Origin of the sequence: Falsiroseomonas sp. (genome assembly GCF_051859025.1) — a bacterium.
GTDB lineage: Bacteria > Pseudomonadota > Alphaproteobacteria > Acetobacterales > Acetobacteraceae > Falsiroseomonas.
In genome coordinates, this window is record NZ_JBHYGL010000034.1 from 286,239 (window position 1) to 311,918 (window position 25,680).

The 25,680-nt window shown below is 69.1% G+C and carries 21 protein-coding genes and 2 pseudogenes; 16 read left to right on the plus strand and 7 right to left on the minus strand.

The genetic code is table 11. The features are described from left to right. Window position 1: 1 nt before the first annotated feature. The gene (locus ACTIE5_RS22445) at window positions 2-1,393 is read right to left on the minus strand and encodes a M20 family metallopeptidase (RefSeq protein ID WP_439551952.1); all 1,392 of its coding nucleotides are present in this window, start codon (window positions 1,391-1,393) and stop codon (window positions 2-4) included. Next, a complete protein-coding gene (locus ACTIE5_RS22450) occupies window positions 1,390-3,129 on the minus strand; it encodes a M28 family metallopeptidase (protein WP_439551953.1) in 1,740 nt (579 codons plus the stop codon). Before ACTIE5_RS22450 ends, ACTIE5_RS22445 begins: the two co-directional genes overlap by 4 nt. Window positions 3,130-3,322: 193 nt before the next feature. Here ACTIE5_RS22450 and ACTIE5_RS22455 point away from each other — a divergent pair, with 193 nt between their 5' ends. The 14 genes from ACTIE5_RS22455 (at window position 3,323) to ACTIE5_RS22520 (ending at window position 19,346) form a co-directional block, all read left to right on the plus strand. Beyond that, window positions 3,323-5,002 (plus strand): ABC transporter substrate-binding protein, encoded by a 1,680-nt coding sequence (locus tag ACTIE5_RS22455; protein ID WP_439551954.1) that lies wholly within the window; start codon window positions 3,323-3,325, stop codon window positions 5,000-5,002. Window positions 5,003-5,009: 7 nt separating this feature from the next. Beyond that, window positions 5,010-5,987 carry an ABC transporter permease gene (locus ACTIE5_RS22460; RefSeq protein WP_439551955.1) on the plus strand — a complete coding sequence of 326 codons (978 nt, stop codon included), beginning with the start codon at window positions 5,010-5,012 and terminating at the stop codon, window positions 5,985-5,987. Next, window positions 5,974-6,834: an ABC transporter permease gene (locus ACTIE5_RS22465; protein ID WP_439551956.1), complete on the plus strand. Its 861-nt coding sequence runs from the start codon at window positions 5,974-5,976 to the stop codon at window positions 6,832-6,834. The genes ACTIE5_RS22460 and ACTIE5_RS22465 overlap by 14 nt, the downstream gene beginning before the upstream one ends. Further along, on the plus strand, window positions 6,834-7,847 hold the full coding sequence (locus tag ACTIE5_RS22470) for an ABC transporter ATP-binding protein (RefSeq protein ID WP_439551957.1): 1,014 nt from the start codon (window positions 6,834-6,836) through the stop codon (window positions 7,845-7,847). Before ACTIE5_RS22465 ends, ACTIE5_RS22470 begins: the two co-directional genes overlap by 1 nt. Next, window positions 7,844-8,818: an ABC transporter ATP-binding protein gene (locus ACTIE5_RS22475; RefSeq protein ID WP_439551958.1), complete on the plus strand. Its 975-nt coding sequence runs from the start codon at window positions 7,844-7,846 to the stop codon at window positions 8,816-8,818. The genes ACTIE5_RS22470 and ACTIE5_RS22475 overlap by 4 nt, the downstream gene beginning before the upstream one ends. A 5-nt stretch (window positions 8,819-8,823) precedes the next feature. Then, window positions 8,824-10,590 carry a hydantoinase B/oxoprolinase family protein gene (locus ACTIE5_RS22480; RefSeq protein ID WP_439551959.1) on the plus strand — a complete coding sequence of 589 codons (1,767 nt, stop codon included), beginning with the start codon at window positions 8,824-8,826 and terminating at the stop codon, window positions 10,588-10,590. Next, window positions 10,577-12,622, plus strand: a complete 2,046-nt coding sequence (locus tag ACTIE5_RS22485; protein WP_439551960.1) for a hydantoinase/oxoprolinase family protein — start codon at window positions 10,577-10,579, stop codon at window positions 12,620-12,622. Before ACTIE5_RS22480 ends, ACTIE5_RS22485 begins: the two co-directional genes overlap by 14 nt. A gap of 5 nt (window positions 12,623-12,627) precedes the next feature. Next, on the plus strand, window positions 12,628-13,959 hold the full coding sequence (locus ACTIE5_RS22490; RefSeq protein ID WP_439551961.1) for an LLM class flavin-dependent oxidoreductase: 1,332 nt from the start codon (window positions 12,628-12,630) through the stop codon (window positions 13,957-13,959). 182 nt (window positions 13,960-14,141) lie between these two features. Beyond that, on the plus strand, window positions 14,142-14,432 hold the full coding sequence (locus ACTIE5_RS22495; RefSeq protein ID WP_092955551.1) for an acyl carrier protein: 291 nt from the start codon (window positions 14,142-14,144) through the stop codon (window positions 14,430-14,432). 30 nt (window positions 14,433-14,462) lie between these two features. Further along, window positions 14,463-14,918 (plus strand): 3-hydroxyacyl-ACP dehydratase FabZ family protein, encoded by a 456-nt coding sequence (locus ACTIE5_RS22500; protein WP_439551962.1) that lies wholly within the window; start codon window positions 14,463-14,465, stop codon window positions 14,916-14,918. A gap of 9 nt (window positions 14,919-14,927) precedes the next feature. Beyond that, complete coding sequence (locus ACTIE5_RS22505; RefSeq protein WP_439551963.1) at window positions 14,928-16,151, plus strand: beta-ketoacyl-ACP synthase; 1,224 nt, start codon at window positions 14,928-14,930, stop codon at window positions 16,149-16,151. Continuing rightward, window positions 16,148-17,425: a beta-ketoacyl synthase N-terminal-like domain-containing protein gene (locus ACTIE5_RS22510; RefSeq protein WP_439551964.1), complete on the plus strand. Its 1,278-nt coding sequence runs from the start codon at window positions 16,148-16,150 to the stop codon at window positions 17,423-17,425. Before ACTIE5_RS22505 ends, ACTIE5_RS22510 begins: the two co-directional genes overlap by 4 nt. Further along, complete coding sequence (locus tag ACTIE5_RS22515) at window positions 17,425-18,447, plus strand: zinc-binding dehydrogenase (protein ID WP_439551965.1); 1,023 nt, start codon at window positions 17,425-17,427, stop codon at window positions 18,445-18,447. The genes ACTIE5_RS22510 and ACTIE5_RS22515 overlap by 1 nt, the downstream gene beginning before the upstream one ends. After that, window positions 18,444-19,346 carry a lipid A biosynthesis lauroyl acyltransferase gene (locus ACTIE5_RS22520; protein ID WP_439551966.1) on the plus strand — a complete coding sequence of 301 codons (903 nt, stop codon included), beginning with the start codon at window positions 18,444-18,446 and terminating at the stop codon, window positions 19,344-19,346. The genes ACTIE5_RS22515 and ACTIE5_RS22520 overlap by 4 nt, the downstream gene beginning before the upstream one ends. Before the next feature lie 222 nt (window positions 19,347-19,568). On the opposite strand, the gene ACTIE5_RS22525 is transcribed toward ACTIE5_RS22520, so the two are convergent. From ACTIE5_RS22525 to ACTIE5_RS22545, 5 genes and pseudogenes are all read right to left on the minus strand, one after another. Beyond that, window positions 19,569-19,778, minus strand: coding sequence for a transposase (locus ACTIE5_RS22525; protein ID WP_439551967.1), 210 nt, complete (start codon window positions 19,776-19,778; stop codon window positions 19,569-19,571). Continuing rightward, window positions 19,775-20,251, minus strand: coding sequence for a transposase (locus ACTIE5_RS22530; RefSeq protein WP_439552078.1), 477 nt, complete (start codon window positions 20,249-20,251; stop codon window positions 19,775-19,777). The genes ACTIE5_RS22525 and ACTIE5_RS22530 overlap by 4 nt, the downstream gene beginning before the upstream one ends. Continuing rightward, a pseudogene (locus ACTIE5_RS22535) lies at window positions 20,140-20,622 on the minus strand (helix-turn-helix domain-containing protein); the annotation flags it as partial. The pseudogene ACTIE5_RS22535 and the gene ACTIE5_RS22530, both read right to left, overlap by 112 nt. 1,072 nt (window positions 20,623-21,694) lie before the next feature. After that, window positions 21,695-21,931, minus strand: a pseudogene (locus tag ACTIE5_RS22540) (integrase core domain-containing protein); the annotation flags it as partial. Window positions 21,932-22,011: 80 nt separating this feature from the next. Continuing rightward, on the minus strand, window positions 22,012-23,247 hold the full coding sequence (locus ACTIE5_RS22545) for an argininosuccinate synthase (protein ID WP_439551968.1): 1,236 nt from the start codon (window positions 23,245-23,247) through the stop codon (window positions 22,012-22,014). A gap of 270 nt (window positions 23,248-23,517) precedes the next feature. On the opposite strand from ACTIE5_RS22545, the gene ACTIE5_RS22550 reads away from it, so the two are divergent. Both ACTIE5_RS22550 and ACTIE5_RS22555 read left to right on the plus strand, forming a co-directional pair. Then, window positions 23,518-24,546, plus strand: coding sequence for an alpha/beta hydrolase (locus ACTIE5_RS22550; protein WP_439551969.1), 1,029 nt, complete (start codon window positions 23,518-23,520; stop codon window positions 24,544-24,546). Between the two features lie 61 nt (window positions 24,547-24,607). Continuing rightward, entirely contained in the window at window positions 24,608-25,642 is a 1,035-nt protein-coding gene (locus ACTIE5_RS22555) for a hypothetical protein (RefSeq protein WP_439551970.1), read from the plus strand. Window positions 25,643-25,680: the final 38 nt, after the last annotated feature.

Consider the following 25,680-nt stretch of genomic DNA (forward strand, 5'->3'; position numbering starts at 1 on the left):
GTCACCGCGGCCAGGGTTGTTCGCCGAGGTCCCAGAACACACCCGCCATGATCTCCATCCCCTCCCGCATCAGCGGCCGCAGCGCATGCTCATTGGGCGCGTGCTGCGAACAGCCGGTGTAGGAATGCGGCAGGTAGACCGTCGGCAGCCCGAGCGTAACGGCGAAGGTATCGTTCGGCAGCGAACCGCCGGCATTCGGCACGATCATCGGCACCTTGCCGGTGGTGCGCTGGACGGAAGCCGCAACCAATTGCGGCCAGGGCCCGTCAGGATCCATCCGCGTCGCCGCCCATTCCGCGCCCTGTTTCACGGCATCGACCTGCACGTCATCGAAGCCGGCTTCGGCCAGGTGCTTGCGGATGGCGGGGATGAAGGTGGAGGGATGACGATCAACGGTGTAGCGGATCTGGCACCGCGCGAAGGCTTCCGGCGGCACGGCATTCACCGGCGCGGCGGGATGGCCGCATTGGAAGGCCAGCACCTCGAAGGTGTTCCAGCCGAAGACCTTCTCCGCCGCCGTCAGCCCGGGCTCGCCCCACCAGGCATTGATCTCCGGCCCATCCGCCCCGCCATCGACATGGCACGAAGCCAGCGCCGCGCGGACGCTGTTGGGGATGCGTTCCGGCACCAAATCCCGCACCAGCACGCGGCCCTCGCGGTCGATGATGCTGGCGATGGCATGGGCAAGCCGCACGCCGGGGTTCGCGAGCAGCCCGCCCCAGTTCCCGGAATGGTGCCCGCCCTCCCGGTATTTCACGCGGAGATCGAGCGCCAGCGCGCCCCGCGTGCCGAGCACGAGCGCCGGCACATCCGGCACCAGGCGCGGCCCGTCGGAGGCGATGAGCACATCTGCCTTCAACTCATCCCGATGCGCACGGGCGAATTCGTCGATGCCGGGGGACCCGACCTCCTCGCTCATCTCCAGCAGCAGCGTGACGTTGAAGCCGAGTTTCCCCCTGACCTTCAGCACGGCTTCCAGCGCCGCCAGATTGGCGCTGTGCTGACCCTTGTTGTCCACGATGCCGCGGCCGTAGAGGCGATCGCCCCGCTCCGTGATGGTCCAGGGCGCGAGCCCCTCATGCCATTCCTTGTCGAGGCCCGGGACGACGTCGCCATGCCCGTAGGTCAGCAGCGTCGGCAGCCCAGGGTCCTCCACCCGCCGCGCGATCATGAAGGGACCGCCCTTGCCGGAGGGGTTCGGATGGACCGTGCAGGTAAAGCCGATGCGTTCCAGGTCCGGCGCCATCTCCTGCTCCAGGTAGCGCATGAGGTGCGGATAGGCACCGGGCTCCTGGCTCGCGGTCGGGCAGGCGATGCGGCGCTGGAGGATGGCAAGGAAGCTGCCATCGTCGAACATGGCCCGCGCGGCGGCGATGGCGGCGTCGCGGCTCATGCGCCGGTCGCCTGCATCACGCGGCGCGTAGCGGCGCGGAGCGCTGCCACGAAGCGATTCTGGCCGCGCATCAACTCCACCATCGCGGGTTTCGCCAGGCTCGCATCCAGCGCCGGCAACTCCGCCGCCACGGCCAGCGATGGCAGGGGCGGGACCGTGAAGGCGGGGTCATGCGCGAAGCGTGCCTCCCGCGTGTAGTTGATCGGCACCAGGATGCGGGACAGGTCGTGCACGGCCGCGTTGCGCGCGGCGACGGGAGCCTGGTCCAGCGCCGCCAGCGCGGCGCGCAGCCCCGCTACCGCGGTCTTGGCGGGGGAGAGGTCCGCCATGCCCTTCGAGGCCCCCTCATACTGCGCGATGGTGGCAGCGAACTCGTCGCAGGTCGCGGCCCAGTCGAAGGGCAGCGCCTCGGCATTGGCGATGCGCAGCACCGACAGCAGGTAGATCTTCATGTCGACCAGAAGGATGTCGCGATCCGCGATCTCCAGCGTGTCGTTCTCCGTGTGCCAGGCGATGTTGGCGCCGCAGCCGGAGACGTCGTAGTAGTTCTTCTCACGCCGCAGCGCCTCCGGCATCGTCGAGGACAGCATGAAGAAGCTGGGCAGGCCGATATTATTGAAGGAATAGTCGCCGGCCTGGGGCGGGCGGATGCACTTGATGTCGGCATCCGGCAGGATATCGCGAATGGCACCAGCCGCCAGCGCGGCGCTTTCGGTGAAGGCGCGGGTCTGGTGATAGGACGTCGCCCATCGGCAACCCGGGCTGTCGCAATTGATCTGCGCGAGGCAATTCTCGTCGAGGTCCTGCGCGAAGGCATCCGTGAACCAGGTGGAGCCCGCATAACGCCCAGTCGAATGGCCCGGCCACCAGGCGATGCGGACGCTGCGCTTCAGCGAACCCCGCTTCGCCCACAACACGCGCGCGATCTCCAGCATCGTCGCATCGCCCGTGGCATTGTCGCCGACGCCCACTTCCCAGCTGTCATAATGGCCGTGCAGCAGGACGAATTTCTCGGGGTCTTCCGTGCCCGGGATGGTAACGACGGGGATGGATTGCGGGAACCAGCCTTCCTCCATCACCGTGCGGATCGTGGCCTCGCCCCCTTCCTCCGCCAGCGCCATCAGCGCCTTGCCGTCCGGGTTGTTCACCGCCACCACGGGAATCCTCGGCTTGCGCGGCAGATCGTGCAGGTCCGGGCTGCCCCAGATGGTGGTGCAGGTGCCCCAATGGATATCGATGCCGGGGTTTACCGCGATCAGGCCGACGCCGCCCCATTCCTCGATCAGGCTGGTCAGCGCCGGATTACCGAAGCCCTCCATCACCACGATGCAGCCGCCGATCTTCGCGCGCACTTCCTCCACCGAACCGATGCTGCCGCCGAACAGCAGGCCGATGTCGCGGCTGTAGGACCGCAGCGCCTTCGGATTGGCCGTCAGCTTCACCAGCCTCGCCGTACGCCCTTCCGGCGCATGCAGTGCGGAGGATGGCGGCTTGGCGCGGTAGCGCACGCCATTGGCCGTGACGGAGGCATCATGCGGCACGGAGAGGCAGATCTCCGGCTGGTGAACCTCCACCGGGATGCCATGGCAGCGCAGGCGCTCCACGATGACCGCAGCCGCCTTGTTCACGTCATCCGGCTTCCAGCGATGCATGCCGGCGAAGGTTGTCACCAGATCCCAGGGCGCATCCAGTGTGACGGCATCGAGGAATGGCTGTTCCTCGGGAGTGATCGGCATGGCGCGGCCTCCTGGCTGGATAGGGAGGAATGGCAGCACCGCCGCGCCGCGCGCGCAAGCAGGCGGCACGCGCGATAGCGGCCCGGCATGGCGGTGATCGCGCGCCACAATGAACAATTTGCAACGCGCTTTCAGCATGGCAGGCGCGGCACGGAATGTGCTGCACTCAGCGCGACGCCCGAGGATGCCGCCCATGAACCGCCGCTCCGTCCTGCTCGCCGCCACCGCGCTCACCGCCCTGCCACGCCTGCCCGCCCTCGCCCAGGGCGCGCCTGGTGACCCGATCCGGCCGCTCGTCCTCATCACCCGGCCGCAGGCGGCGGCACCGGCGCCCTTCCAGGCGGCGGAGCTGATTGCCCAGGAATGGCGCAAGCTCGGCCTGCAGGTGGAGCTTCGGCCCCTGCCGGGCCAGCAATACAGCCAGGTGATCTGGTATGAGCGCCAGCGCTGGGACGCGACGATGTGGCAGATGGTCGGGCGGCCGGAACGCGGCGACCCCGATGAGATGGTCTACAACCTCCTGCACTCCGCCAACATCGCCACCGGCTACAACTTCGTCGGCTACAGCAACCCCGAATATGATCGGCTCGCCGAAGCCCAGCGCGGAGAGATGGACATGGCGCGCCGCCAGCAGCTGGTCCGGGAGGTGCAGGAGGTCGTGAACCGCGACCAGCCCTACGCCTTCCTCGTGCACCCCGTGAACCTGCAAGCCTTCAACAAGCAGGTCTTCGCGGAGGGCAGCGCGGTCAACCAGGCCGGCCTCGGCATCCGCAACTTCTGGAACTGGATCAGCCTGCAGCCCACCGGCCGGCAACGCGACATCATCGTGAACAGCACGGAGCCGGTGAAGGCGACCAACCCCTTCTATGTCAGCGGCGCGCCCGACAGCTGGGTCACGGACCTGGTCTGGGACCGGCTGATGCGCGTCGGCCCCGATGGCCTGCCGCGCCCCTGGGCGGCGGAAACCGTCACGCAGCCCGATCCGCTGACCATCGACTGCGTGCTGCGCGCCGGCATGACGCATCATGACGGCACGCCAGTGACGGCGGAGGATGTGGTCTTCTCCTATGAGGCACCGGGCATGGGCGACGAATCGCCGATGTACAAGCCTTTCGTGCAGAACATCGCCTCCGTCGTGGCCACGAACGACCGCACCGTGCGCTTCACCCTCAAGCGCCCTGATGCCGCCTTCCGCATCGCCGTGCTGGCGAAGCTCAACATCGTCTCCAAGCGCATCTGGGCGCCGGTGGTGGCGGATTATCTGAACCGCCCGCAGAACCTCGAATCCCATGTCGAGGAGCGGCCCATCGGATCCGGCCCGTACCGCTTCGTCCGGTCCCGCGTGAATGAGGAAGTGGTGCTGGAGGCGAATCCGAACCACTGGTCCCGCCCCAAGGCGGATCGCTGGATCATGCGCATCATCCTCAACGTCGAGGCGACGCTGGGCGCGCTGCGCCGCGGCGAGATCAACGTGCTGGCCGACTACTTCGGCGACCCCGACCTGGTGAAAAACATGGCGCGGCAACTGCCGAACATGATCGCGATCCGGGAGGAGGTGGATATCGGCTTCCAGTTCGTCGGCATGAACCTCCGCCGCCCGCCCTTCAACGACCCCGCCTTCCGCCGAGCGATGTCGGCCGCCGTGAACCGGGAGATGATGGCGGGCGCGGCGTGGAACGGGCAGGCGGTGCCTTCCAATTCCATGGTATCGCCCGCACTGGCCGCCTGGCACGACCAGGGGATCGCCGGCCGCGTGCCCGGCGGCAATCTGGAAGGGGCGCGGCGGATGTTGCAGGAAGCGGGTTACCGCATGGTCGGCAATCGGCTGCACTACCCCAGCGGCGTGCGCGAAACGACGACGCCGTATCAGTGATCCCGCATTGAAGCGCATCCTCGGGCGGCTGGGACACGCCGCCTTCGTCCTGTGGGCGGTGGCATCCCTGACCTTCGTCATGTTCCGGCTGATGCCGGGCGATCCCACGCTGAACTTCCTCTCGGAATCCTTCAGCGAGGAGATGCGCACGGCGCTGCTGGTCTCCTTCGGCTTGGACAAGCCGTTGCCGGAGCAATACGTGCTCTACCTCGGCAGCCTGCTGCGCGGCGACCTTGGCGTCTCCTTCCTGCAGAAGAAGCCGGTGCTGGACATCCTGCTGGACGCGCTGCCGAACACGGTGGCGCTGACCGTCACGGCGCTGGTCGTCGCCTACGCCTTCGGCATCATCGCCGGCGCCTTTCTCGCCTTTGCCCGCGGGTCGGTCACGGAGGGCATCGCGATCCCGGCCGCGTTGATCACGCGCGCGGCGCCGGAATTCTGGCTGGGCATGATCCTGCTGGCCTGGCTCAGCTTCTCCTGGGGCATCTTTCCGTCGAGCGGCGCGAATGAGGCGGGCTCCGAGTTCACCTCAGAATGGGCACGGCTGACCTCGGCCGATTTCCTCTGGCACCTGGCGCTACCGGCGCTGACGCTGGCGCTGTATCTGCAAGGCCTGCCGCTATTGCTGATGCGCGCCACGATGCTGGAAGTGCTGAACGACGAATTCATTGTGATGGCACGCATGAAGGGCCTGTCGCGCTGGGCGATCGTGATGCGCCATGCCGCACGCAATGCGCTGCTGCCGGTCGCGACGGCCTTCGCGCTCGGCCTCGGCAGTTCCTTCGGTGGCAATGTGGTGATCGAGACAGTGTTCTCCTGGCCCGGGCTCGGCCGCGTGCTCGTCTCCGCCGTGCAGGGGGCCGACTATCCGCTGGCGCAGGGCGCCTTCATCCTGATCGCGGCGGTGCTGGTGACGATGAACATGGTGGCGGACCTTCTGTACGCCTGGCTCGACCCGAGGGTGTCCGTCGGTGCAAGGCGCTAACGCGGTGTGGCGCTTCCTCCGCAGCCAGCCCTTCGCGCTGGTCGGCATCGGCATCTATTTGCTGTTCCTGGTGCTGGCCGTCTTCGCGGACCAGATCGCGACACATGACCCGCGGCAGATCCTGTTCAGCGGCGCCTACCGGGTGGCGCGCTACCTGCCGCCCTCCGCCACGCATTACCTCGGCACGACATCGGGCGGGCGCGACATCTTCTCCCAGCTCGTGCACGGCACGCGATCCGCGCTGACCGTCGGCGTCACGGCCGCCTTCTGCGTGGTGGTGCTGGGGTCGCTGATGGGGCTCCTGGCCGGCTATCTCGGCGGCTGGGTGGACCGCATCATCATGCGCGTTTCCGACATCGTCCTTGGACTGCCCTTCCTGCCGTTCATCCTCGTCATCTCCGCGCTGACCAGGCCGGGCACCACCACGCTCGTTGCCTCTGTCGCGCTGCTGCTCTGGCCCAACACGGCGCGCGTCATCCGGTCCCAGGTCCTGTCCTTGCGCGAACGCGGATGGGTGGAGGCTGCGCGCGTCACAGGCTGTTCGCCCATGCGCATCATCTTCGTCCACATCGCGCCGCAGGTGGCGCCGCTTGCCGCACTCTACGGCTCCATCGCCGTCGGCTGGGCCATATTGACGGAGGCCTCGGCCTCCTTCCTCGGCTTCGGCGATCCCGCCGCCATCTCCTGGGGCCTCATGCTGCAGGACGCCTTCGCCAACCAGGCCCTGTCGCGGGAGGCATGGAACTGGTTCATCCCGCCCGGTCTCTGCATCGTGGCGCTGGTGCTGGCGGGGTTCCTGGTCAGCCGGGGGTCGGAGAAGCTGCTCTTTCCGAAGCTGGGGGATTGATGGAAGCGCTGCTCTCCGTCCGCGACCTGGCGGTCCACTACGCCACCTCGGCCGGACCCGTTCGCGCCGTGGATGGCGCCAGCTTCGACGTGCCAGCACGCTCCATCGTCGGCCTGGTCGGCGAAAGCGGCTGCGGGAAATCCACCCTCGGCCGCGCGCTGATGGGCGTGATGCCGCGCAGCGCCAGCATCGCCGCGGGATCGGCGGTGTTCGAGGGCCAGGACCTCGTCACCCTGCCGGCAAAGGCCCGGAAGGAATTGCTCTGGCGGCGCCTCTCCTTCGTCCCGCAGACCGCGATGAACGCGCTGGACCCGGTTCAGCGCGTCGGCGCGCAACTCATGGAAGTCCTCACCGAGCGCGGCGGCCTCTCACGCAGCGCGGCGGCGGCACGGGCGGAGGCGCTGTTCACCCTCGTCGGGCTGGACGCGAAACGCCTGCGGGACTGGCCGCACCAATTCTCCGGCGGCATGCGGCAACGCGCCTCCATCGCGCTGGCGCTGGCGCTCGACCCCGCTCTGGTCATCGCGGATGAGCCGGTGACGGCGCTGGACGTGATCGTGCAGCGGCAGATCCTGGACGTGATGAAGGAACTCCAGGCGCGGCTCGGCCTCGCGATGATCCTGGTGACGCATGATGTCGCCGTCGTTGCCTATGCCTGCGACCGCGTGGTGGTGATGTATGCCGGCCGCGTGGTGGAATCGGGGCCCGTGCGCGCCGTGCTGGAAGCGCCCTTGCACCCCTACACCATGGGCCTGATGAACGCCTTCCCGGACCTCGATCGCGTCGGCGGCGAACTTGTCCCGATCGAGGGTTCGCCCCCTTCCCTGCTCAACCCGCCCGCCGGCTGCCGCTTCGCCGCGCGCTGCCCCTTCGCCGTGGCGCGCTGCGCCGATGACCCGCCCCTGATCGAGGACGCGCCAGACCACCACGCCGCCTGCTGGCGCAGCGCGGAGGCCGCTTCACTCCAACCGCAAGCCGCGCGATCCGAGACCTGGGCGAGCGTCGCCGCATGAACCACGTCATCGCCGCCCAGGATCTGGTGAAGGCCTTCCCGGCATCGCGCCGCCTGCCGGACCTGCTGCGCGGCCATCGCCCGATGGTGCGCGCCGTCAATGGCGTGACGCTCGGCGTCGGCGCCGGCCGCGCACTCGGCATCGTCGGTGAAAGCGGCTGCGGCAAGACCACCACCGCGCGGCTGCTGCTGCGGCTGGAGGAAGCAACGTCAGGCACCGTGCTGTTCGACGGCCAGGACGTGACCGCGCTGCACGGCAAGGCGCTGCTGCCCTTCCGCGCCAGCGTGCAGCTGGTGTTCCAGAATCCCTTCGATGCGCTGAATCCCCGCTTCACCATCCGCCGCACGCTCACGGAGCCGCTGACGAATTTCGGCATCCCCGCGGACCAGCAGGATGCGCGCATCCGCGAAGCCATGGCGCGCGTGCGCCTCGACCCCGCCGAGGCCTATCTGGACCGCCACCCGCATGAACTCTCCGGCGGGCAGTTGCAGCGCGTGGTGCTGGCGCGCGCGCTGGTCGCCCATCCCCGCGCCATCATCGCGGATGAACCGGTCTCGATGCTCGACGTCTCCGTCCGCGCCGGCGTGCTGAATGTGCTGCGGCGGGCGCGGGATGATCTGCAATTGGCCGCCATCTACATCAGCCACGACCTCGCGCTAATCCGTTATGTGTGTGAGGATGTGGCGGTGATGTATCTCGGCCGCGTGGTGGAAAGCGGCCCGACGGCGGAGATCATCGCCTCCCCCGCCCATCCCTACACCCGCGCCCTGGTTGCCGCCGTGCCGGTGCCGCGCGTGGACCAGGACCGCGGCGCCCTGCCCATCCAGGGCGGACTGCCGGACCAGGTGAACCAGCCCACAGGCTGCGTCTTCCGCGACCGCTGCCCCCTCGCCATCCCCCGCTGCGCGGAGGAAGTGCCCGCCCTTCGCAGCATCGCGCCCGGGCGTCTTGCCGCCTGCCACCTGGTATGAGGTCCATGACCACGCCCCGCCCCTGCAACCCCGTCACGCTGGAAATCATCCGCGGCGCCATCCGCGCCGCGCAGGCGGAGATGGAGGCGCTGATCGAGCGCACCGCCATGTCCGCCTTCATCCGGGAGAAGAAGGATTTCTACACCGCCCTGTTTGATGCCCAGGGCGTCATGGCGGTGGGTTCCAACGTGCCCGTCTTCGGTGACATCTGTGGCCCGGTCTTCCGCGACTTCCCGATCGAGACGATCCGCGAGGGAGACCTCTACTGGTACAATGACTGCTACGGATCGCGCGGCGCCGTCAGCCATTCGAATGACCAGGTGTTCCTGGCGCCCGTCTTCCTCGATGGCCGCCGCGTCGCCTTCGTCATGGGCTGGGCGCATTTCGCGGATATCGGCGGGCTCCGCCCCGGCTCCATCAGCCCCGATGCGACCGAGATTTTTCATGAGGGCGTCATCATCCCGCCGACGCGGCTGATCCGGGATGGGGAGGTCAATCAGGCCGCGCTCGCGATCTTCTACCGCAACTCCCGCTACCCCCGCACCGCCCAAGGCGACACGCGCGCATTAATGGCGAGCGTGGAACTCGGCGTGACCCGGATGCGTGAGATCGCAGCGAATTTCGGCGCGGATGTGCTGGGCGACGCGCTGGCGCAACTGCTCACCCGCACACGGGACACGGTGCGCGGAAGGCTGATGGAAACCTTCCCGGTGGGCACGCACCGCTTCACCGACCGCATCGATGGCGATGGCCATGGCAGCGGGCCGCTGCGGCTGCGCTTCGCGCTGACGCGCACGCCGGAAGACCGGCTGATCCTGGATGCGTCGGAGACGGATGACCAGTCCGTCGGCCCCGTGAACTTCCTGATGAATCCTGATGTGCCGGGCATGGCGCTCGGCCTCTATTTCCTTGGTGGCGATCCAACGCAGGTCGTGAATGCCGGCGGGCCGCGATCGCTGGATGAGGTGATATTGCGGGAGGGCTCGCTGCTCTTCCCGCGTTTCCCCGCCGCCCTCGGCATGCGCGGCCTCACCATGATGCGCATGCTGGCGGCGCTGAACGGGCTCGTCTCCGTCGCCGGCGGCGAAGCCCCGGCAGCCCACGCGGCCTATGTCATCATGCTGCTGCGCGGCACCATCGGGGGAAAGCACTTCCTGATGAGCGACGGTCTCGGCGTCGGCTATGGCGCGCGCGGCTTCGCGGACGGGATCGATGGCGTCTATTTCGTGGCGCAGGAGAATTACCCGGTCGAGTTCCTCGAACTCGAATACCCCGTGCGCCTGCGCAAATACGCGCTGAACCGGGACAGCGGCGGGCCCGGTCGCTTCCGCGGCGGCTGCGGGATCGTGCGGGAATATGAGGTAATGGCCGAGGAATCGATCCTCGCCGTCCGCCTCGATGGCGTGGAGAATCCGCCCTGGGGTGCGGCAGGCGGGCAATCCGGCAGGCCGGGGCGCGTGGTGCTGAATCCGGGCCTGCCCAACGAACGCGTGCTGAAGCCGCTGTCGGATGGCAACCGCGTGGTGCGCGGCGATATCCTGCGCATCGAGACCGGCGGCGGCGGTGGCCGCGGCCATCCCTTCGACCGTCCACCAGAAGCGGTGCTGGAGGATGTGCTTGGCGGCCTGGTCAGCGCCGATTCCGCCCGCGCCGACTATGGCGTCGTCATCACCGGCCGCACCATCGACGAGGCCGCCACCAAGGCACTGCGCGCCACCCGCCCCGCCACGCTCGCCTTCCATCGCGGGAGCTACGCCGATGCTCTTGATTGACCCGGCGACTGATCCGCGCCCGCTCTCGGTCGCGGTCGATATAGGCGGCACCTTCACCGATGTGACGCTCCAGGATGCCGCCACGGGCCGCGCCTGGACGGCCAAGACGCCATCAACGCCGCATGACCCGTCGGAAGCCTTCCAGAACGGCGTGCGCCTGGCGCTGGGGACAGCGCGGGAGAACGCCGCCCGCATCGGCCGCGTGCTGCATGGCACGACCATCGCGACGAATTTGATCCTGGAAGGCAAGGGCGCGCGCACTGCCCTCATCACCACCGCGGGTTTCCGGCATGTGCTGGAGATCGGTCGGCAGGACATTCCCCGCCGCGCCAACCTCCATGCCTGGATCAAGCCGCGGCGCCCCGTCCCGCCCTCCCGCGTCTTCGAAGTCACCGAACGCATCGCCGCCGATGGCAGCGTCCTGGTGCCACTCGACGAAGCCAGCGTCCATCGCGCGGCGGAGGCGTGCCGGGAGGCCGGTGTCACCGCCATCGCCATATGCCTGCTGCACGCCTTCACCACCTCAGCGCATGAACGCCGCGTGGCAGAGATGCTGCGGGACGCGCTTCCTGACGTCGCGATCACTGCTTCGGTCGATGTGCTGCCGGTGGTGCGGGAATATGAACGCTCGCTCGCCGCCATCCTCAACGCGCAGGTCATGCCCGCCGTCTCCACCTATGTCCAACGTCTGGAGCGCCGCCTGGCGGAGGATGGCATCGCCGCACCGCTGCTGCTGATGAAGTCGAATGGGGGCGTGGCGGGTGCGGGTTCGATCCGCCGCGCGCCGGCCGTCACCGCGCTGTCCGGTCCCGCGGCCGGCGTGGTGGGCGCGCGGGCGGTCGCGGCGGCGGCGGGGATTCCGAACATCCTGACCGTCGATATCGGCGGCACCAGCGCCGATATCTGCCTGATGAAGGACGGCGCCATCGCGCTGACGCAGCGCGGCTCCGTCGGCGACTGGCCGCTGCCGCTGCCGATGCTGGATATGGTGACGATCGGCGCCGGCGGCGGCTCCATCGCCCGCGTGACGCGCGATGGCGCGCTGGCCGTGGGGCCGGAGAGTGCCGGCGCACAACCCGGCCCGGCCTGCTACGGGCGGGGCGGCACACTCGCCACCGTCACGGATGCGCATGTCGTGCTGGGGCATCTGCCGCCCTCGCTGCTCGGCGGGCGGATGACGCTGGATGTGGCGGCGGCTGAGGAGGCCGTACGCAGGGGCGTCGCGGAACCGCTCGGGCTCGGCCTGCACGAAGCGGCGCGGGGCATTCTGGCGGTTGTCGATTCCAACATGGTCGGCGCGCTGCGCGTCGTCTCGGTGGAGCGCGGTCACGATCCCCGCGACTTCACGCTCGTGCCCTTCGGCGGGGCGGGGCCGCTGCATGGCTGCGCGCTGGCGGCGATGCTCGGCATCCGCCAGGTGCTGGTGCCGCCATCGCCCGGCGTGCTCTGCGCGCAGGGGCTGCTCTTCGCCGATATGCGGGCGGAATTCAGCCGGTCCGTCCTGCCCGGCCAGGCGGAGGAAGCCGCCGCCATCGACACGGCCTTTGCCGCCTTGGCGTCGGACGCCGATGCCTGGTTCGAGGAGGAAGCGATCCCGCAAGCCGCGCGCGGCACCGCCCCCGTCGCGCTGATGCGCTACGCCGGCCAGGGCGCGGAACTTCCCGTGCCCTGGCGCGGCCTGTCCCACGCGGCCGCCGACTTTGCCGCCGCGCATCGCGCGCTCTACGGCTTCGACCTGCCGGAAGGACGCGCGGAGATCGTCACCCTGCGCCTTGAAGCCGTCGGCACGCTGCCGCCCCCTTCCGCGCAGACCCTGCATCCCGGCACCGGCGCCACACCGATCGGCACGCATCCCGTCCACCTGCCCGGCGGCACCGCCGAGGCTGCGCTGTATGACCGTGCGAGCCTCGGCGCGGGCGACCGCATCGCCGGCCCCGCCATCCTCACCCAGCTCGATGCCACCACCCTGCTGCCGCCCGGCTGGACGGCGGAGGCACTGCCCAGCGGCGCCCTGCTGCTGCGCCAGGATTAAAAACGATGATGCACCTCGCCGCCTTCATGTTCACGCCGGGCAGCCATTCCGCGGGCTGGCGGCACCCCGAAGCCGTGCCGGAATGCGACATGGACTTTCGCCAGTACGCCCACATCGCGCAGGTGGCGGAGAGCGGGAAGCTCGACGCCATCTTCTTCCAGGACACGGTGGCGGTGAATGGCAGCGCGTCCCTGGACGGCGCCGGGCCGTATCGTCCGCGGCAGGGGCGCACGGCGTATCTGGAGCCGACGACGCTGCTCTCGGCGCTTGCCGTCATCACCCAGCGCATCGGGCTGATCGCGACGGCAACCACCACCTACAACGAGCCCTACAACCTGGCCCGCCGCTTCGCCTCCATCGACCACATCAGCAATGGCCGCGCGGGGTGGAACCTCGTCACCTCCCAGATCGAGGACGAGGCCGGCAATTTCGGCGCCGACCACCACATGGCCCATGCCGAGCGCTATGAGAGGGCGGAGGAGTTCTTCGACGTCATGGCCGCGCTGTGGGACAGCTTCGGCGACGGCGCGCTGATCCGGGACAAGGACAGCGGGGTCTATGTGGACACCGCCAAGGTCCACCTGCAGAACCACAAGGGCAAGCATTTCGCCGTGCGGGGGCCGCTCAACATCGCGCGCTGCCCGCAAGGCAGGCCGATCATCACCCAGGCCGGATCCTCCGGCCCCGGCATGGACCTCGCCGCCCGTACCGCGGACCTGGTCTTCACCGCGCAGTCGGACCTGGCGGAGGCGCAGGCCTTCTACGCAGACCTCAAGGCCCGCGCCGCGAAGCACGGCCGGAACCCCGACCACATCAAGATCATGCCAGGGCTGATGACCATCATCGGCGCGACGGAGGAGGAGGCAGAGGCCCGCTACCGTGAATTGCAGGGCCTGCTGGCGGATGAGAATTCCATGCGCCTGCTGGCCCGGCTTTGCGGGGACCTCGACATCTTCGCCTTCCCGCCGGACGCCCCCCTGCCGCCCTTGCCGCTGAGCAACGCCGCGCAGGCGCGGCAGCGGCACCTGGTGGAGAAGGCGAAGCGGGAGAACCTCTCCATCATCCAGGTGGCGCGCTACCTCGCGACGTCGCTCGGCCATCACCTGCTGGTGGGCACGCCGGCCCGGATCGCGGACACGATGGAGGCCTGGGTGAAGGGGGGCGCCTGCGACGGCTTCACCCTGCTGTCCCCCTACTACCCTGCGCCGCTGGAGCGCTTCGTGGGCCAGGTGGTGCCGGAATTGCAGCGGCGCGGGCTGTTCCGGACGGAGTATGCCGGCACCACGCTGCGGGACCATCTGGGCCTGCCGGTGCCGCCCAACCGCTACGAGATGTAACGCGACCGCGGGCGTTGCGCGGGCGCATCGGGCCAAGTCCCTGTTTTTGCTGGCATGAGCCGGCGGCGGGCCGGCGCCGCCAGCCGCCCGTGCTGGACAAGCCGGCCGGATCGCGCCAAACCGCGCCCAAACCCCTGACATCCCCCTCTGGCGCCCCCTGGCCGCCCCCCGGAGCACGCCCCATGACTTCCCCCGTGTTCGACCGCATCGCCGACATCATCGCGGAGAACAGCGAGGTCGCCCGCGACTCCATCACGCCGGAGGCGCATGTCATCAACGACCTCGGCATCGACAGCCTGGACTTCCTCGACATCGTCTTCGCCATCGACAAGGCCTTCGGCATCAAGGTGCCGGTGGAAGCCTGGACGCAGGAAGTGAACGCCGGCACCGCGCCGGCCGAGCAGTACTTCGTGATGGGCAATCTCGCGCTCCGGATCGAGGAACTGGTGGCGGCGAAGGCGGCCAAGGGCTGAACCCTGCGGCCAGCCCGCGGAACGGAATCCATGCGCCTCGAATACTTCCAGATGGTGGACCGGGTGGTCTCGCTCGGCCCCGATTCCATCGTGGTGGAAAGCCGCGTCCCGGAAGCGAGCCCGGTCTTCGAGGGCCACTTCCCAGGCTACCCCATCGTGCCCGGCGTGCTGCTGGTGGAAACCATGGCCCAGGCCGGCGGCTGGCTGATCCTGGCGCTGGAGGGGATGCAGCGCATGCCCTTCCTGTCCACCGTCAAGACCGCCAAGTTCCGCGGTTTCGTCGGCCCCGGTGCCCCTTTGGTGGTGGAGGCGAAGCGCACGCATGACGGGTCGGGCTTCGCCGTCGCCGAAGCGCGCATCCTGTCCGACGGCAAGCGCATCGCGGATGCCGAGATCACCTATCGCATCATGCCCTTCCCCGCCGATGCGCTGCGCGAGGCGATGACCGCCACGGCGAAGCGGATCGGCCTGCCAGGGCATAGCTGAAGGTGGGGCATGGTTGAGATGACGAATCCCTCCCCCATCTGGGTCACCGGCGTCGGCCTGGTGTCCGCGGCCGGAGAGGGCCGGGACGCGCATCGCGCCGCCCTGCTGGCCGGCGCGGCGCCCACGCTGGACGACGCCGCCTACGCGCCCTTCGCCATCCATCCCGGCCCGGCGCTGGAACTGGACCGCCAGATCCCCAAGAAGGGCGACCAGCGGCAGATGGAGCCGTGGCAGCGCCTCGGCACCTATGCCGCCGGCCTGGCGCTGGACGATGCCGGCGCGCGCGGCCTGGTGGCGGAGATGGACCTGATCGTCGCCGCCGGCGGGGGCGAACGCGACATGGCCCTCGATGAGAGCGTCGTCGCCGCCCTCGGCCACCTGCCCCCCGCGGAAGCCGCGACGAAGCTGAACGAGATGCTGGCCGGCGGGCTGCGGCCGACGCTGTTCCTGGCCCAGTTGTCGAATCTGCTGGCGGGCAACATTTCCATCGTCCATGGCGTGACCGGTGCCTCCCGCACCTTCATGGGTGAGGAACAGGCCGGCGCCGATGCGGTGCGCGTCGCGGCCGCCAGGCTGGCCGAAGGGCGCGGCCAGGCGGCGCTGGTGGGCGGCGCCTTCGTGGCCGCGCGCTGGGACCTGATGATCCTCTATCACGCGGGCGGACTGCTGCGGCGCGCGCCCGCGGGCGTTGCCGCCTGGGCGCCGGTCTTCGACCGGGGCGCGGCACCCGGCGCCATCCCCGGCACGCTCGGCGCCTTCCTGGTGCTGGAGACGGCGGAGGCCGCCCGGGTCCGCGGGGCGCGTGGCCTGGCGCGGATCCGCGGCGTGGCCTGCGAACAGGCGCGGCGAGACGGGACCGATGGCAGCGCGCAGGCGGCGGCGCGGGCCTTCGCGCGGCTCGACCTGCCGGCGGGGCCGCTCGCGGTGATCTCCGGCGCCACGGGCATCGCTGGGCCGGTGCAGGCGGAGCGTGAATTCCTGGCCGGGCTCGGCCGGCCTTTCGCGCTGCGGGCGGCGGGCAATCGCCTCGGCTGGGGCGCGGAGGCGACCTTCCCGGGCAGCATCGCGCTGGCCGCCCTCGCGCTGGCTGACGGCGCGCTGCCGGCCGCCATGGGCGATGGCGAGGCCGCCTTCGACGGCCCCCTCACCGACATCCTGGTCACGGGCTTCGCGGGTTGGCGGGGCGAGGCGCTTGCCCATCTCCAGGCGATCCCGGCGGAGGATCAGCCATGAACACGACCGATCATAAGGGCCGCCCGATCGTCGCCGTCACCGGCATCGGGCTGGTGACGCCACTCGGCTTCGGCGTCGATGCCAACTGGCAGGCGCTGTTGGCGGGCCGATCCGGCATCCGCCGCATCACCCGCTTCCCCACCGACCACCTGCGGACCACCATCGCCGGCACCGTCGATCTGCCGGAGGAAGCGGGCGGCGCGGTCCTCACCTCCTCCGACCGCGTGCGGCTGATGGCGCAGCGGGCGGCGGATGAGGCGCTGGCGCAATCCGGCCTGCCAGGGCCGTTTCCTGGGCCCTTCCCCGGCCCGCTGATGCTCGGCATGCCGCCGGTGGAGTTGGAATGGCCCGGCCGCTTCCGCCTGGCCGCCGAGACCGGCGAGGATGCGCCGAGCTATGCCGCGCTGACGGAAGCCGCGGCGGGGCGCGACGACCTGTATCGCACCACCGCCTTCGCCGGCATCGGCGAACAGCTGGCCGCGCGCTTCGGCACGCGGGGCGCGCCCATCGCCATCTCCACCGCCTGCGCCACCGGCGCCTCCGCCATCCAACTTGGTGTCGAGGCGATCCAGCGCGGGGAGACGGAGGCCGCCATCGCCATCGGCGCTGATGGCACGGTGCAGCCGGAGGCGCTGATCCGCTTCTCCCTCCTCTCCGCGCTCTCCACGCGCAACGAGGACCCGACGGCGGCGTCACGCCCCTTCGAGAAGTCCCGCGGTGGCTTCGTGATGAGCGAGGGCGCGGCCTGCCTGGTGCTGGAAAGCCTGGCCCACGCCACGGCGCGCGGCGCTACCATCCTCGGCGTGCTGCGGGGATGCGGGGAGAAGTCGGACAGCTTCCACCGCACACGGTCGAACCCCGATGGCGGCGCGGTGATCCGCGCCATGCGCAACGCGATCGAGGATGCGGGGCTCACGCCCACCGACATCTCCTACGTCAATGCGCATGGCACGGGGACGCCGGAGAACGACAAGATGGAGACCTTCGGCATGCGCGCGGTCTTCGGCAATGACGCGCCGCCGATCTCCTCCAACAAATCGATGATCGGCCATACGCTCTCGGCCTCCGGCGCCATCGAGGCGGCGTTCAGCCTGCTCGCGATCCGCGACCAGATGCTGCCGCCGACCATCAACCATGTGGAGCCCGACCCGGCCATCACGCTCGACGTGGTGCCGAATGTCGCGCGGCCCGCGAAAGTGGTGAACGTGCTCTCCAACAGCTTCGGCTTCGGCGGGCAGAATGTGTGTCTCGTCCTCAGTGGGGCTCCTGCCTGATGCGTGCGCTGCGGCTGCATGGCGACCGTGACCTCCGGATCGAGGATATCGATCCGCCGCCGCCGCCCGGCGAGGGCGAGGTGCGGATCCGGCTGCGGGCCATCTCGCTCAACCACATCGATGTCTGGGGCTGGCGCGGCATGGCCTTCGCGCAGCGCAAGCTGCCGCTGGCCGTGGGCGCGGAGGCGTCGGGCGAGGTGATCGCCGTCGGCCCCGGCGTGACGGGCTGGAAGGAAGGCGACCGCATCGTGCCCTATGGCGCGCGCACCTGCGGCACCTGCCCCGCCTGCCGGGAGGGCCGCGACAACCACTGCGAGAACGTCCAGGGCGTGGCGGGCTTCCATGTGGACGGCTTCGCGCGGGAGGAAGCCAATGTCCCCGCCCGCCTGCTGGTCCGCGTGCCCGATGGCGTGTCCTTCGAGGATGCGGCCTGCGCCACCGTCACCTTCGGCACCGTCGAGCATATGCTGTTCGACAATGCCAAGCTGAAGCCTGGCGAGACCATCCTGGTGCAGGCGGCGGGATCGGGCATCGGCTCCGTCGCCATCCGCGTCGCCAAGGCGCTGGGCTGCACCGTCATCGCCACCGCCGGCGATGACGAGAAATGCGCCAAGGCGCTGGCGCTCGGCGCCGATCATGCCGTGAACTACACGGACAAGAATTTTTCGACAGTTGCACGGCGCGTCACGGGCAAGCGTGGTGTGGATGTCGTCTTTGAGCATGTAGGCGCCACCACCTGGGCGGGATCGCTGCTGAGCCTGCGCATGGGCGGGCGGCTGGTGACCTGCGGCAGCACCTCCGGCGTTTCCGCCGAGACGAATCTGATGATGATCTTCCAGCGGCAGATCCACATCTTCGGCAGCTTCGGCTGCGCCATGCGCAATGTGAGCGACGGGCTGGCGAAGATGGCGCAGGGCATCCGGCCGGTCCTCGATACCGTCGTGCCGCTGGAGCGCTTTACCGAAGGGCTGGAACGGCTGGAATCCCGCCGGGTCTTCGGGAAGATCGTCGTCACGCTGTGAGCAGCGCCCTTCGGCGTCTGGGCGATGAGGCGCTGGCCGCGCTGATCCGCGGCGGCTTCGCGGTGGTGAAGGCGCTGGGGCCGGACCGCGCCGGGGCGATCGGCGCGGCCGCCGCGCGGACCCTGGGCCCGCTGACCTCCGCCAACCGGATCGCGCGGGAGAATATCGACGCGGCCTTCCCGGAGAAGACCGCTGCCGAACGCGCGGCGATCCTGCGGGAGAGCTGGGAAAATCTCGGCCGGACGGCGAGCGAATACGTCCATCTCGGCGATCTCTGGGACTTCGACATCGAGAACCCCGGCGCGGGCCGGATCGAACTTCTTCCCGACAGCATCGAGCGTTTCGTCAGGCTGCGCGACGATGGCAAGCCCGCGATCTTCTTCGCGGCCCACCTCGCCAACTGGGAACTGCCGGCCGTCGCGGCACAGCGCAACGGGCTGGCCTCGGCCGCGCTCTATCGCCGCCCGAACAACGAGGCGATCGCGCGGGACATCCTCGCGATGCGGGAAGGCGTGATGGGCACGCTGATCGCGGCGGGGCATTCCGCGCCGATCCGCATGATGGAGGCCCTCGATGAGGGCCTGCACCTCGGCATGCTGATCGACCAGCGCTTCGGGCGCGGGCCGAAGGTGGAGTTCCTGGGCCGCACCGCCGCCGCCAACCCGCTGCTGGCCAGGCTGGCCAGGCGCTTCGACTGCCCGGTGCATGGCGCGCGGGCGATCCGGCTGCCGGGCGGGCGGTTCCGGCTGGAGCTGACGGAAGCGATCGAGTTGCCACGGGATGCCAAGGGCCAGGTGGATATCCAGGCGGCGACGCAGTTGATGAACGACATCGTCGCGGGCTGGATCCGGGAACATCCGGGGCAGTGGCTGTGGCAGCACCGGCGCTGGCGGGACTGACCGCGCGGCTTTTTAGAAATACTACGGATTTAGCCGATTTAGCCGATTAGGTGCATTTAGCACCGTTTTCGCGGGGCCTGTCCGGGCCGGGGAATTCCAGATGCGCGGGGCCACGCAGCGCGGCATGCGAGAACCGCATGATGGTGGGCGTGGGTCGGGTAGCGGCGCACAGAACGTAGCGCGAACGAGAGTTGGGACTCCAGGGAAATCATACCGCTGCGCCTAAATCCTGACCTGTTGAAGGTAGGGATAGCTGGTGAGTGAGCGTAGGCGGTCGGGGGTGAGCGCGTTCCATACCTGGCAGAGCGCCTCGACGACTTGGTCGTAGTCGTCGAGGAAACGGTGGCTGAGGTGGCGCTCCGGCAGGCAGAGCCAGACGCGCTCGACCGGGTTCAGTTCTGGGGAGTAGGGCGGCAGGCGGACGAGGGTCACGTTCGCGGGCACCCGGCTGTGTGCCAGCCTGCACCATCGCGCACGAGCACGGCGTGCTCATCGCAGAGGAGCGTTGCCGCGAAGCGCTTCAGGAACTCGGTCATGGCGGCAGTCGAGACGTGCGGCAGCACCAGGGCGAAGTCTTCACCGGTGGCGGGGCGCACGGCGGCAAACAGGTGAGCCCAGGTGTAGCGCTGATCGCAGAGGCCGGGCGGGCGCTGCCCACGGGTGAACCAGCGGTGGCACACGCGTCCCTTCTGGCCGAAGCGGGCCTCGTCCTGAAACCAGAGGGTCGGGCGCTTGCCCGGATGCGCCGCGCGCGCGGCGTCGAGGGCGGCCTGCAGCCCCCTTTTGCGAACACCTCCCGCGCTGCCGGGTCTGCCATCGTGTGGCTCGGCCGCGCCTTCTGCCGCGACATACCGAGGTCGCGCACGATCCGGCTCATGTGTCCGGGGTGGTAGGCCACACCCCAGCGCGCCTCCACCTCGCGACAAAGATGGGCCAGGGTCCAGGCACTCAGCCCGCCCCGCTCCATGTCGGGGCCAGCGAGCACCAGCCTCCGCAACTGCTCTCGCTGCCCCTCGTCGAGCCGCGACGGCCGCCCCGGACGCGCCCGGTCATTCAGACCGTCCAGCCCCTCGGCGTTGTAGCTCGTCACCGCATCGCGCAGCGCTTGGCGCTCCATGCCCGCCAGCCGCGCCGCCTCCGCGCGGCTCAGGCTCTCCCACGCACCCGCAATCGCCAGCATCCGCGCCGCGGCCGCGCGGTCCCTCTCGCGCCGTGCCAGCCGCCGCAACTCCGGTGCCGACACCTCGTCGCGCATTGCCAGACTCTTCGATCCCATCGCGTCCCCCCCTCGAGGTCGGACACCATCCCGATCAGAGCCCGCCGCGTCGAATCAACTCACTTCCGGGTCAGCTTTTCAGCGCAGCGGTATTACTGCCACCGTGACCGCGGAAAGCTCCGTGGGTCAAAGCAGCTTACTGGGAGTAAGAGCCCCGCGCAGTTTGCGAATTAACAGGCCCGGCGCACTTTCAAAACCGCCGCCTGACGCGTGTCCGGCCCCAGGGGCCCAATCCAGTCCTGCGCCAAAATACCTTGACTGCGGGCATGAGAGCGGCTGGCCGGGGAAGCCGCGTCCAGCAGGGATTTTATTGACTTGATCACGCAAACAGGAATCTAACGCAAAGAACTAACGATACGATTCGCTATAAACGTAAATTTTTCATTTTGAAAAAGAACTGTTGGCCAAATTTTTTGAGAAGCCCCCCTATTGAAGAAAATAAAATTAGGCGCCCATATCAAATTACCCGAGTGAACACTTGCGTTTCTGATCTCGCTCCATTGAACATCAATCTCACGGAAGAGAAATAAGGATCGGCCTGTGGAAAAAAAAGTCGCTTATCTGTAAGTAATATATTTCCCGATCGCGCTGGCCATTCATCGCTATACTGGTGCCCACCTGGAGAACTGAAAAATACCATTTCGCCTCTTGAGTTTTCTCTGGCGAATGAGGCGGAAGCATATTCATCGTAGATTCGTTCGCCAAAATTACTTATAAAGGATTTTACTAGTTCGGATTGCCAGCTCATTTATTGCTCCGTGATCTTTGCTCGATTTGCAAGAATCCTACTTAGCCATGTTGTGGCTTGGGTTTTTCTCTGCCGAATATTTCATTTGAGCAAAATATAATAATGCTCTGATACACTCGACCGCTGCACACCGTGCATGTGATTTGCGAGTCTTACGGCAAGGCCAAGACCGTATGCATGATCGTGAACCCGGCCGACAGGCGGCGCCTTGAGGCGATCATCGCCGACCGCAACTGACCCTGCAAGCACGTCGAGCGCGCGGACTATGAGAGACTTGGCCCGTGTTCTGGCCTGGCCGGCTGGCCCTTCCGGACCGGAAGCGTAGGCGGGGCCAGCCGGCCAGGGCAACACCGCTTCCGGCGCCGGCGGCCGATAGCCCAGCGCGCTGTGCGGCCTGACCGTGTTGTAGTGGCGTCGCCAGCGCTCAATCAGCACCTCGGCCTCCCGCAGCGAATAGAAGATCTCCCGGTCCAGCAACTCGTCCCGCAGCTTGCCGTTGAAGCTCTCGTTGTAGCCGTTCTCCCAGGGGCTGCCGGGCTCGATGAAAAGCGTCGTCACCCCGCCCCCCACCCCGACCAGCCTTCGGCGTTGCAGCAGCGCCGCAACCCCCGCGCAAGCGCGGGGGAGGGAGTAGCGGCTGGTTACAGCGCGCCGCCCTTGCGGCCGGCCATGGCGCCGAGGCGAAGGCGCAGCGCGTTGAGCTTGATAAAGCCCTGGGCGTCGAACTGGTCGTAGGCGCCCTGGTCGTCCTCGAAGGTCACGTGCTTCATGGAATACAGGCTGTTGGGCGACTTGCGGCCGCTGACGATGGTGTTGCCCTTGTAGAGCTTCAGGCGGACCGTGCCCGTCACGCTCTTCTGGCTCTCATCGATCAGCGCCTGCAGCATCCGGCGTTCCGGGCTGAACCAGAAGCCGTTGTAGAGGATCTCCGCGTAGCGCGGCATCAGGCTGTCCTTGAGGTGCGCGGCCTCACGGTCCAGCGTGATCGATTCCATCGCGCGGTGCGCGACGTAGAGGATCGTGCCGCCGGGCGTCTCGTAGCAGCCGCGGGACTTCATGCCGACGAAGCGGTTCTCCACCAGGTCGAGGCGGCCGATCCCGTTCTCCTTGCCCAGCGCGTTCAGCTTGGTCAGCAGGGTCGCGGGCGAGAGGCGTTCGCCGTTGATGCCCACCGCGTCGCCGTGTTCGAACTCGATGGTGATTTCCGTCACCTTGTCCGGCGCATCGGTCGGGCTGATCGTGCGCTGCCAGACCATCTCGTCAGCGGCGTCCCAGGGCTCCTCGAGGATCTTGCCCTCGCTGGAGGAATGCAGAAGGTTGGCGTCCACGCTGAAGGGCGCCTCGCCGCGCTTGTCCTTGGCGATCGGGATCTGGTGCTGTTCGGCGAAGGCGATCAGCGCGGTGCGGCTGGTCAAATCCCATTCGCGCCAGGGGGCGATGACCTTCACGTCGGGCTTCAGCGCATAGTAGCCGATCTCGAAGCGGACCTGGTCGTTGCCCTTGCCGGTCGCGCCATGGGCGACGGCGTCGGCGCCGACCATTTCCGCGATCTCGATCTGGCGCTGCGCGATCAGGGGGCGGGCGATGGAGGTGCCCAGCAGGTACATCCCCTCATACAGCGCGTTCGCGCGGAACATCGGGAAGACGAAGTCCTTCACGAAGGTCTCGCGCAGGTCGTCGATGAAGATGTTTTCCGGCTTGATGCCGAGCAGCAGGGCCTTGTCCCGGGCCGGGCCCAGTTCCTCACCCTGGCCGAGGTCGGCGGTGAAGGTCACCACCTCGCACTGGTAGGTGGTCTGGAGCCACTTCAGGATCACGCTGGTATCGAGACCGCCGGAATAGGCGAGCACGACCTTCTTCACGTCCTTAACGCGCATCGGGAGTCCCCTGGCAGGCCGGGAAGGCCCCGAAGGGGGCGCCCGGAAAGGGGGCGGAAGATGCCGTCCCGGGGGCGTTACGGCAAGGGCGGGGGGTGTGGGATCACGCAGGGGGGCGCTGCCCACCTGCACCCCCCGCCAAGGGCCAGCGGGCCCTTGGAACCCAGGCCATTGACGATGGTCCGGGGAAGCCAGCGCCTTCCCCGAACTCACCCTTGCCGCCCCCGCTCCCGCTCCCGCATTCTCGCCCCCGCAACAATCCGGGCCGCCATGCTCCGCCTCGTGCTCCTCCTCCTGCTGCTGGCGGCGCCGCTGCGGGCGGAGACGGTGCCTCTGCTGGACCCCTCCGGGGTGCCTGGGCTGGGGCGCAACGGGCAGGCGGAGTTGTCCCGCACCCTGCTGCGCAACCTGCCCCGCGCCTTCGCCATCGGCCCGGGCGGCGCCTATGCCAGCCGGGGCGGCAATGCGGCGCCGGAGGTCCTGGCCCAGGCGGCACTGGACGCCTGCCAGGCCCATACGCCGGGCAGATCACCGTGCCAGTTGTGGCTGCGGGACCTGGAGATCGTCTTCCCGGGCCGCGAATGGGCGACGCCCCCCGCCCCCGCTGAGTCCGGCTGGCGCGACGCGATGCGGGAGACGCTGCCCGATGCGCGCTTCCTGTGGTGGGGGCCGGACCGGGCGCGGGGCGTCGTGCTGTGGGCGCATGGGCGCGGCGCGTCCGGGGAGGATAGCCGCGGGCGGCAACCCCAGGCCTGGCTGCGGCACCTCAACAATGCCGGCTTCGATGTCTGGCGCTTCGACCGCGACCCGGCGGCGGATTTCACGAACCGCGCGGCGGGGTGGATGCGCGCCGACCTGGCAACGCTGCGGGCGCGGGGCTACCGGCGCGTGGTGGTGGCGGGGCAGTCCCGCGGCGGCTGGAACGCGCTGCAGGCGCTGGATACGCCGGGGCTGGCGGAGGTGACGATCGCCATCGCCCCTGCTGCCCTGGCCTCGATGGATGAGGCCGGGCAGGCCCGGCAAATGGCGGCGCTGCGGGCCGTGGTGGCTGGCGCCCGGCCCGCGGCCCAGGCGCGGGTGGCGGTGGCGAATTTCCGGGACGATCCCTTCGATGGCCTGCCGGAGGACAGGGCGGCGGCGCTGCGGGCGCTGGCGCCAGGCGCGGCGGCCTTCCTGCTGATCGACCGGCCGGACGGGCTGGCGGGGCATTCGGCAGGCGCCAGCAGCGCCTTCGCGTTCCGCTTCGGGCCCTGCCTGCTGCGCTTCGTGGTTGAGGAATCCCCGCCCATTTCGTGCTGAGGGCGTTGCCAACCACGCGCGCCGCATGGTGCCATCACGGCCTGGACCGCGGAGCCGCTTGATGCGCCTGACACCCCTACTGGTCCCCCTTCTGGTCGGCATGCTGCTGGCCCTGCCGGCTTCCGCGATGGCGCAGGACCGCCCCGCCATCCTGGACCTGCCCGCCCTGCCGGGGCTCAGCGAACGGGCGAAGGCGGAGGCGGCGCGGATGCTGACGCGCAACCTGCCTCGCGCCTTTGCCCTGGCGCCCACGGGGCAATTCGCCTGGCAGTCCGGCGGGCCGGATGGGGAGGCGGAGCAGAAGGCGCTGGAGGCCTGCGGCCGCGGCGGCGCCGCCTGCCGGATCATCGCGCGGGATCTGGCGATGGTGGCGCCGGCACGCGCGTCGGCGCCGGCACCATCGGGGCTGGCGATCAGCAGCATGAACCATGAGACGCTGCCCGACCCGCGCTTCCTGTGGTGGGGGCCGCAGCGGGCGGCGGGGGTGCTGGTCTATGCCCATGGGCGCGCCCCGCGCGGGGGCGACAGCCGGGGCGGGCAGCCCCAGGCCTGGACGCGGCATTTCAACAATGCGGGCTTCGATGTCTGGCGCTTCGACCGCCACCCCAATGTGGACGAGGCACCCCGCGCGGCCGGCTGGCTGAAGGCGGATCTGCAGGAATTGCGGCGGCGCGGCTACCGGCTGGTGGTGGTGGCGGGCCAGTCGCGCGGCGGCTGGAACACGCTGATGGCGCTGGATACGCCGGGGCTGGCGGATGCCCATATCGCGATCGCCCCCGCCGCCCATGGCTTCGAGGGCGGGCCGAGCCATGGGCGGCAGCTGGACGACCTGCGGCAGATCGTGGCCGCGGCAGCGGGGGCGCCGCGGGCGCGCGTCGCGGTGGCGAATTTCCGGGACGACCCCTTCGACGCGCAGCCGGATGCCCGGGCGGTGCTGTTCAACCAGCTCGGCGCGCGGGCGGGGGGCTTCATCTTCCTGGATCGGCCGGAGGGCCTGACCGGCCACGGCGCGGGGGCGACCAACGCCTTCGCGGATCGCTACGGCGCCTGCCTGCTGCGCCTGGCCACCGCCAGCCCGCCGCCGCGGAGTTGCTGAGAAGGCGCTGGACTCACCCGTGACGATCTGGTTTCCTC

What these genes read in the sequence shown, in the direction of transcription:
- ACTIE5_RS22445 (WP_439551952.1), bottom strand. Translation starts at nt 1,393, where the DNA reads ATGAGCCGCGACGCCGCCATCGCCGCCGCGCGGGCCATGTTCGACGAT.
- ACTIE5_RS22450 (WP_439551953.1), bottom strand. Translation starts at nt 3,129, where the DNA reads ATGCCGATCACTCCCGAGGAACAGCCATTCCTCGATGCCGTCACACTG.
- ACTIE5_RS22455 (WP_439551954.1), top strand. Translation starts at nt 3,323, where the DNA reads ATGAACCGCCGCTCCGTCCTGCTCGCCGCCACCGCGCTCACCGCCCTG.
- ACTIE5_RS22470 (WP_439551957.1), top strand. Translation starts at nt 6,834, where the DNA reads ATGGAAGCGCTGCTCTCCGTCCGCGACCTGGCGGTCCACTACGCCACC.
- ACTIE5_RS22475 (WP_439551958.1), top strand. Translation starts at nt 7,844, where the DNA reads ATGAACCACGTCATCGCCGCCCAGGATCTGGTGAAGGCCTTCCCGGCA.
- ACTIE5_RS22480 (WP_439551959.1), top strand. Translation starts at nt 8,824, where the DNA reads ATGACCACGCCCCGCCCCTGCAACCCCGTCACGCTGGAAATCATCCGC.
- ACTIE5_RS22485 (WP_439551960.1), top strand. Translation starts at nt 10,577, where the DNA reads ATGCTCTTGATTGACCCGGCGACTGATCCGCGCCCGCTCTCGGTCGCG.
- ACTIE5_RS22490 (WP_439551961.1), top strand. Translation starts at nt 12,628, where the DNA reads ATGATGCACCTCGCCGCCTTCATGTTCACGCCGGGCAGCCATTCCGCG.
- ACTIE5_RS22495 (WP_092955551.1), top strand. Translation starts at nt 14,142, where the DNA reads ATGACTTCCCCCGTGTTCGACCGCATCGCCGACATCATCGCGGAGAAC.
- ACTIE5_RS22500 (WP_439551962.1), top strand. Translation starts at nt 14,463, where the DNA reads ATGCGCCTCGAATACTTCCAGATGGTGGACCGGGTGGTCTCGCTCGGC.
- ACTIE5_RS22505 (WP_439551963.1), top strand. Translation starts at nt 14,928, where the DNA reads ATGGTTGAGATGACGAATCCCTCCCCCATCTGGGTCACCGGCGTCGGC.
- ACTIE5_RS22510 (WP_439551964.1), top strand. Translation starts at nt 16,148, where the DNA reads ATGAACACGACCGATCATAAGGGCCGCCCGATCGTCGCCGTCACCGGC.
- ACTIE5_RS22515 (WP_439551965.1), top strand. Translation starts at nt 17,425, where the DNA reads ATGCGTGCGCTGCGGCTGCATGGCGACCGTGACCTCCGGATCGAGGAT.
- ACTIE5_RS22545 (WP_439551968.1), bottom strand. Translation starts at nt 23,247, where the DNA reads ATGCGCGTTAAGGACGTGAAGAAGGTCGTGCTCGCCTATTCCGGCGGT.
- ACTIE5_RS22550 (WP_439551969.1), top strand. Translation starts at nt 23,518, where the DNA reads ATGCTCCGCCTCGTGCTCCTCCTCCTGCTGCTGGCGGCGCCGCTGCGG.
- ACTIE5_RS22555 (WP_439551970.1), top strand. Translation starts at nt 24,608, where the DNA reads ATGCGCCTGACACCCCTACTGGTCCCCCTTCTGGTCGGCATGCTGCTG.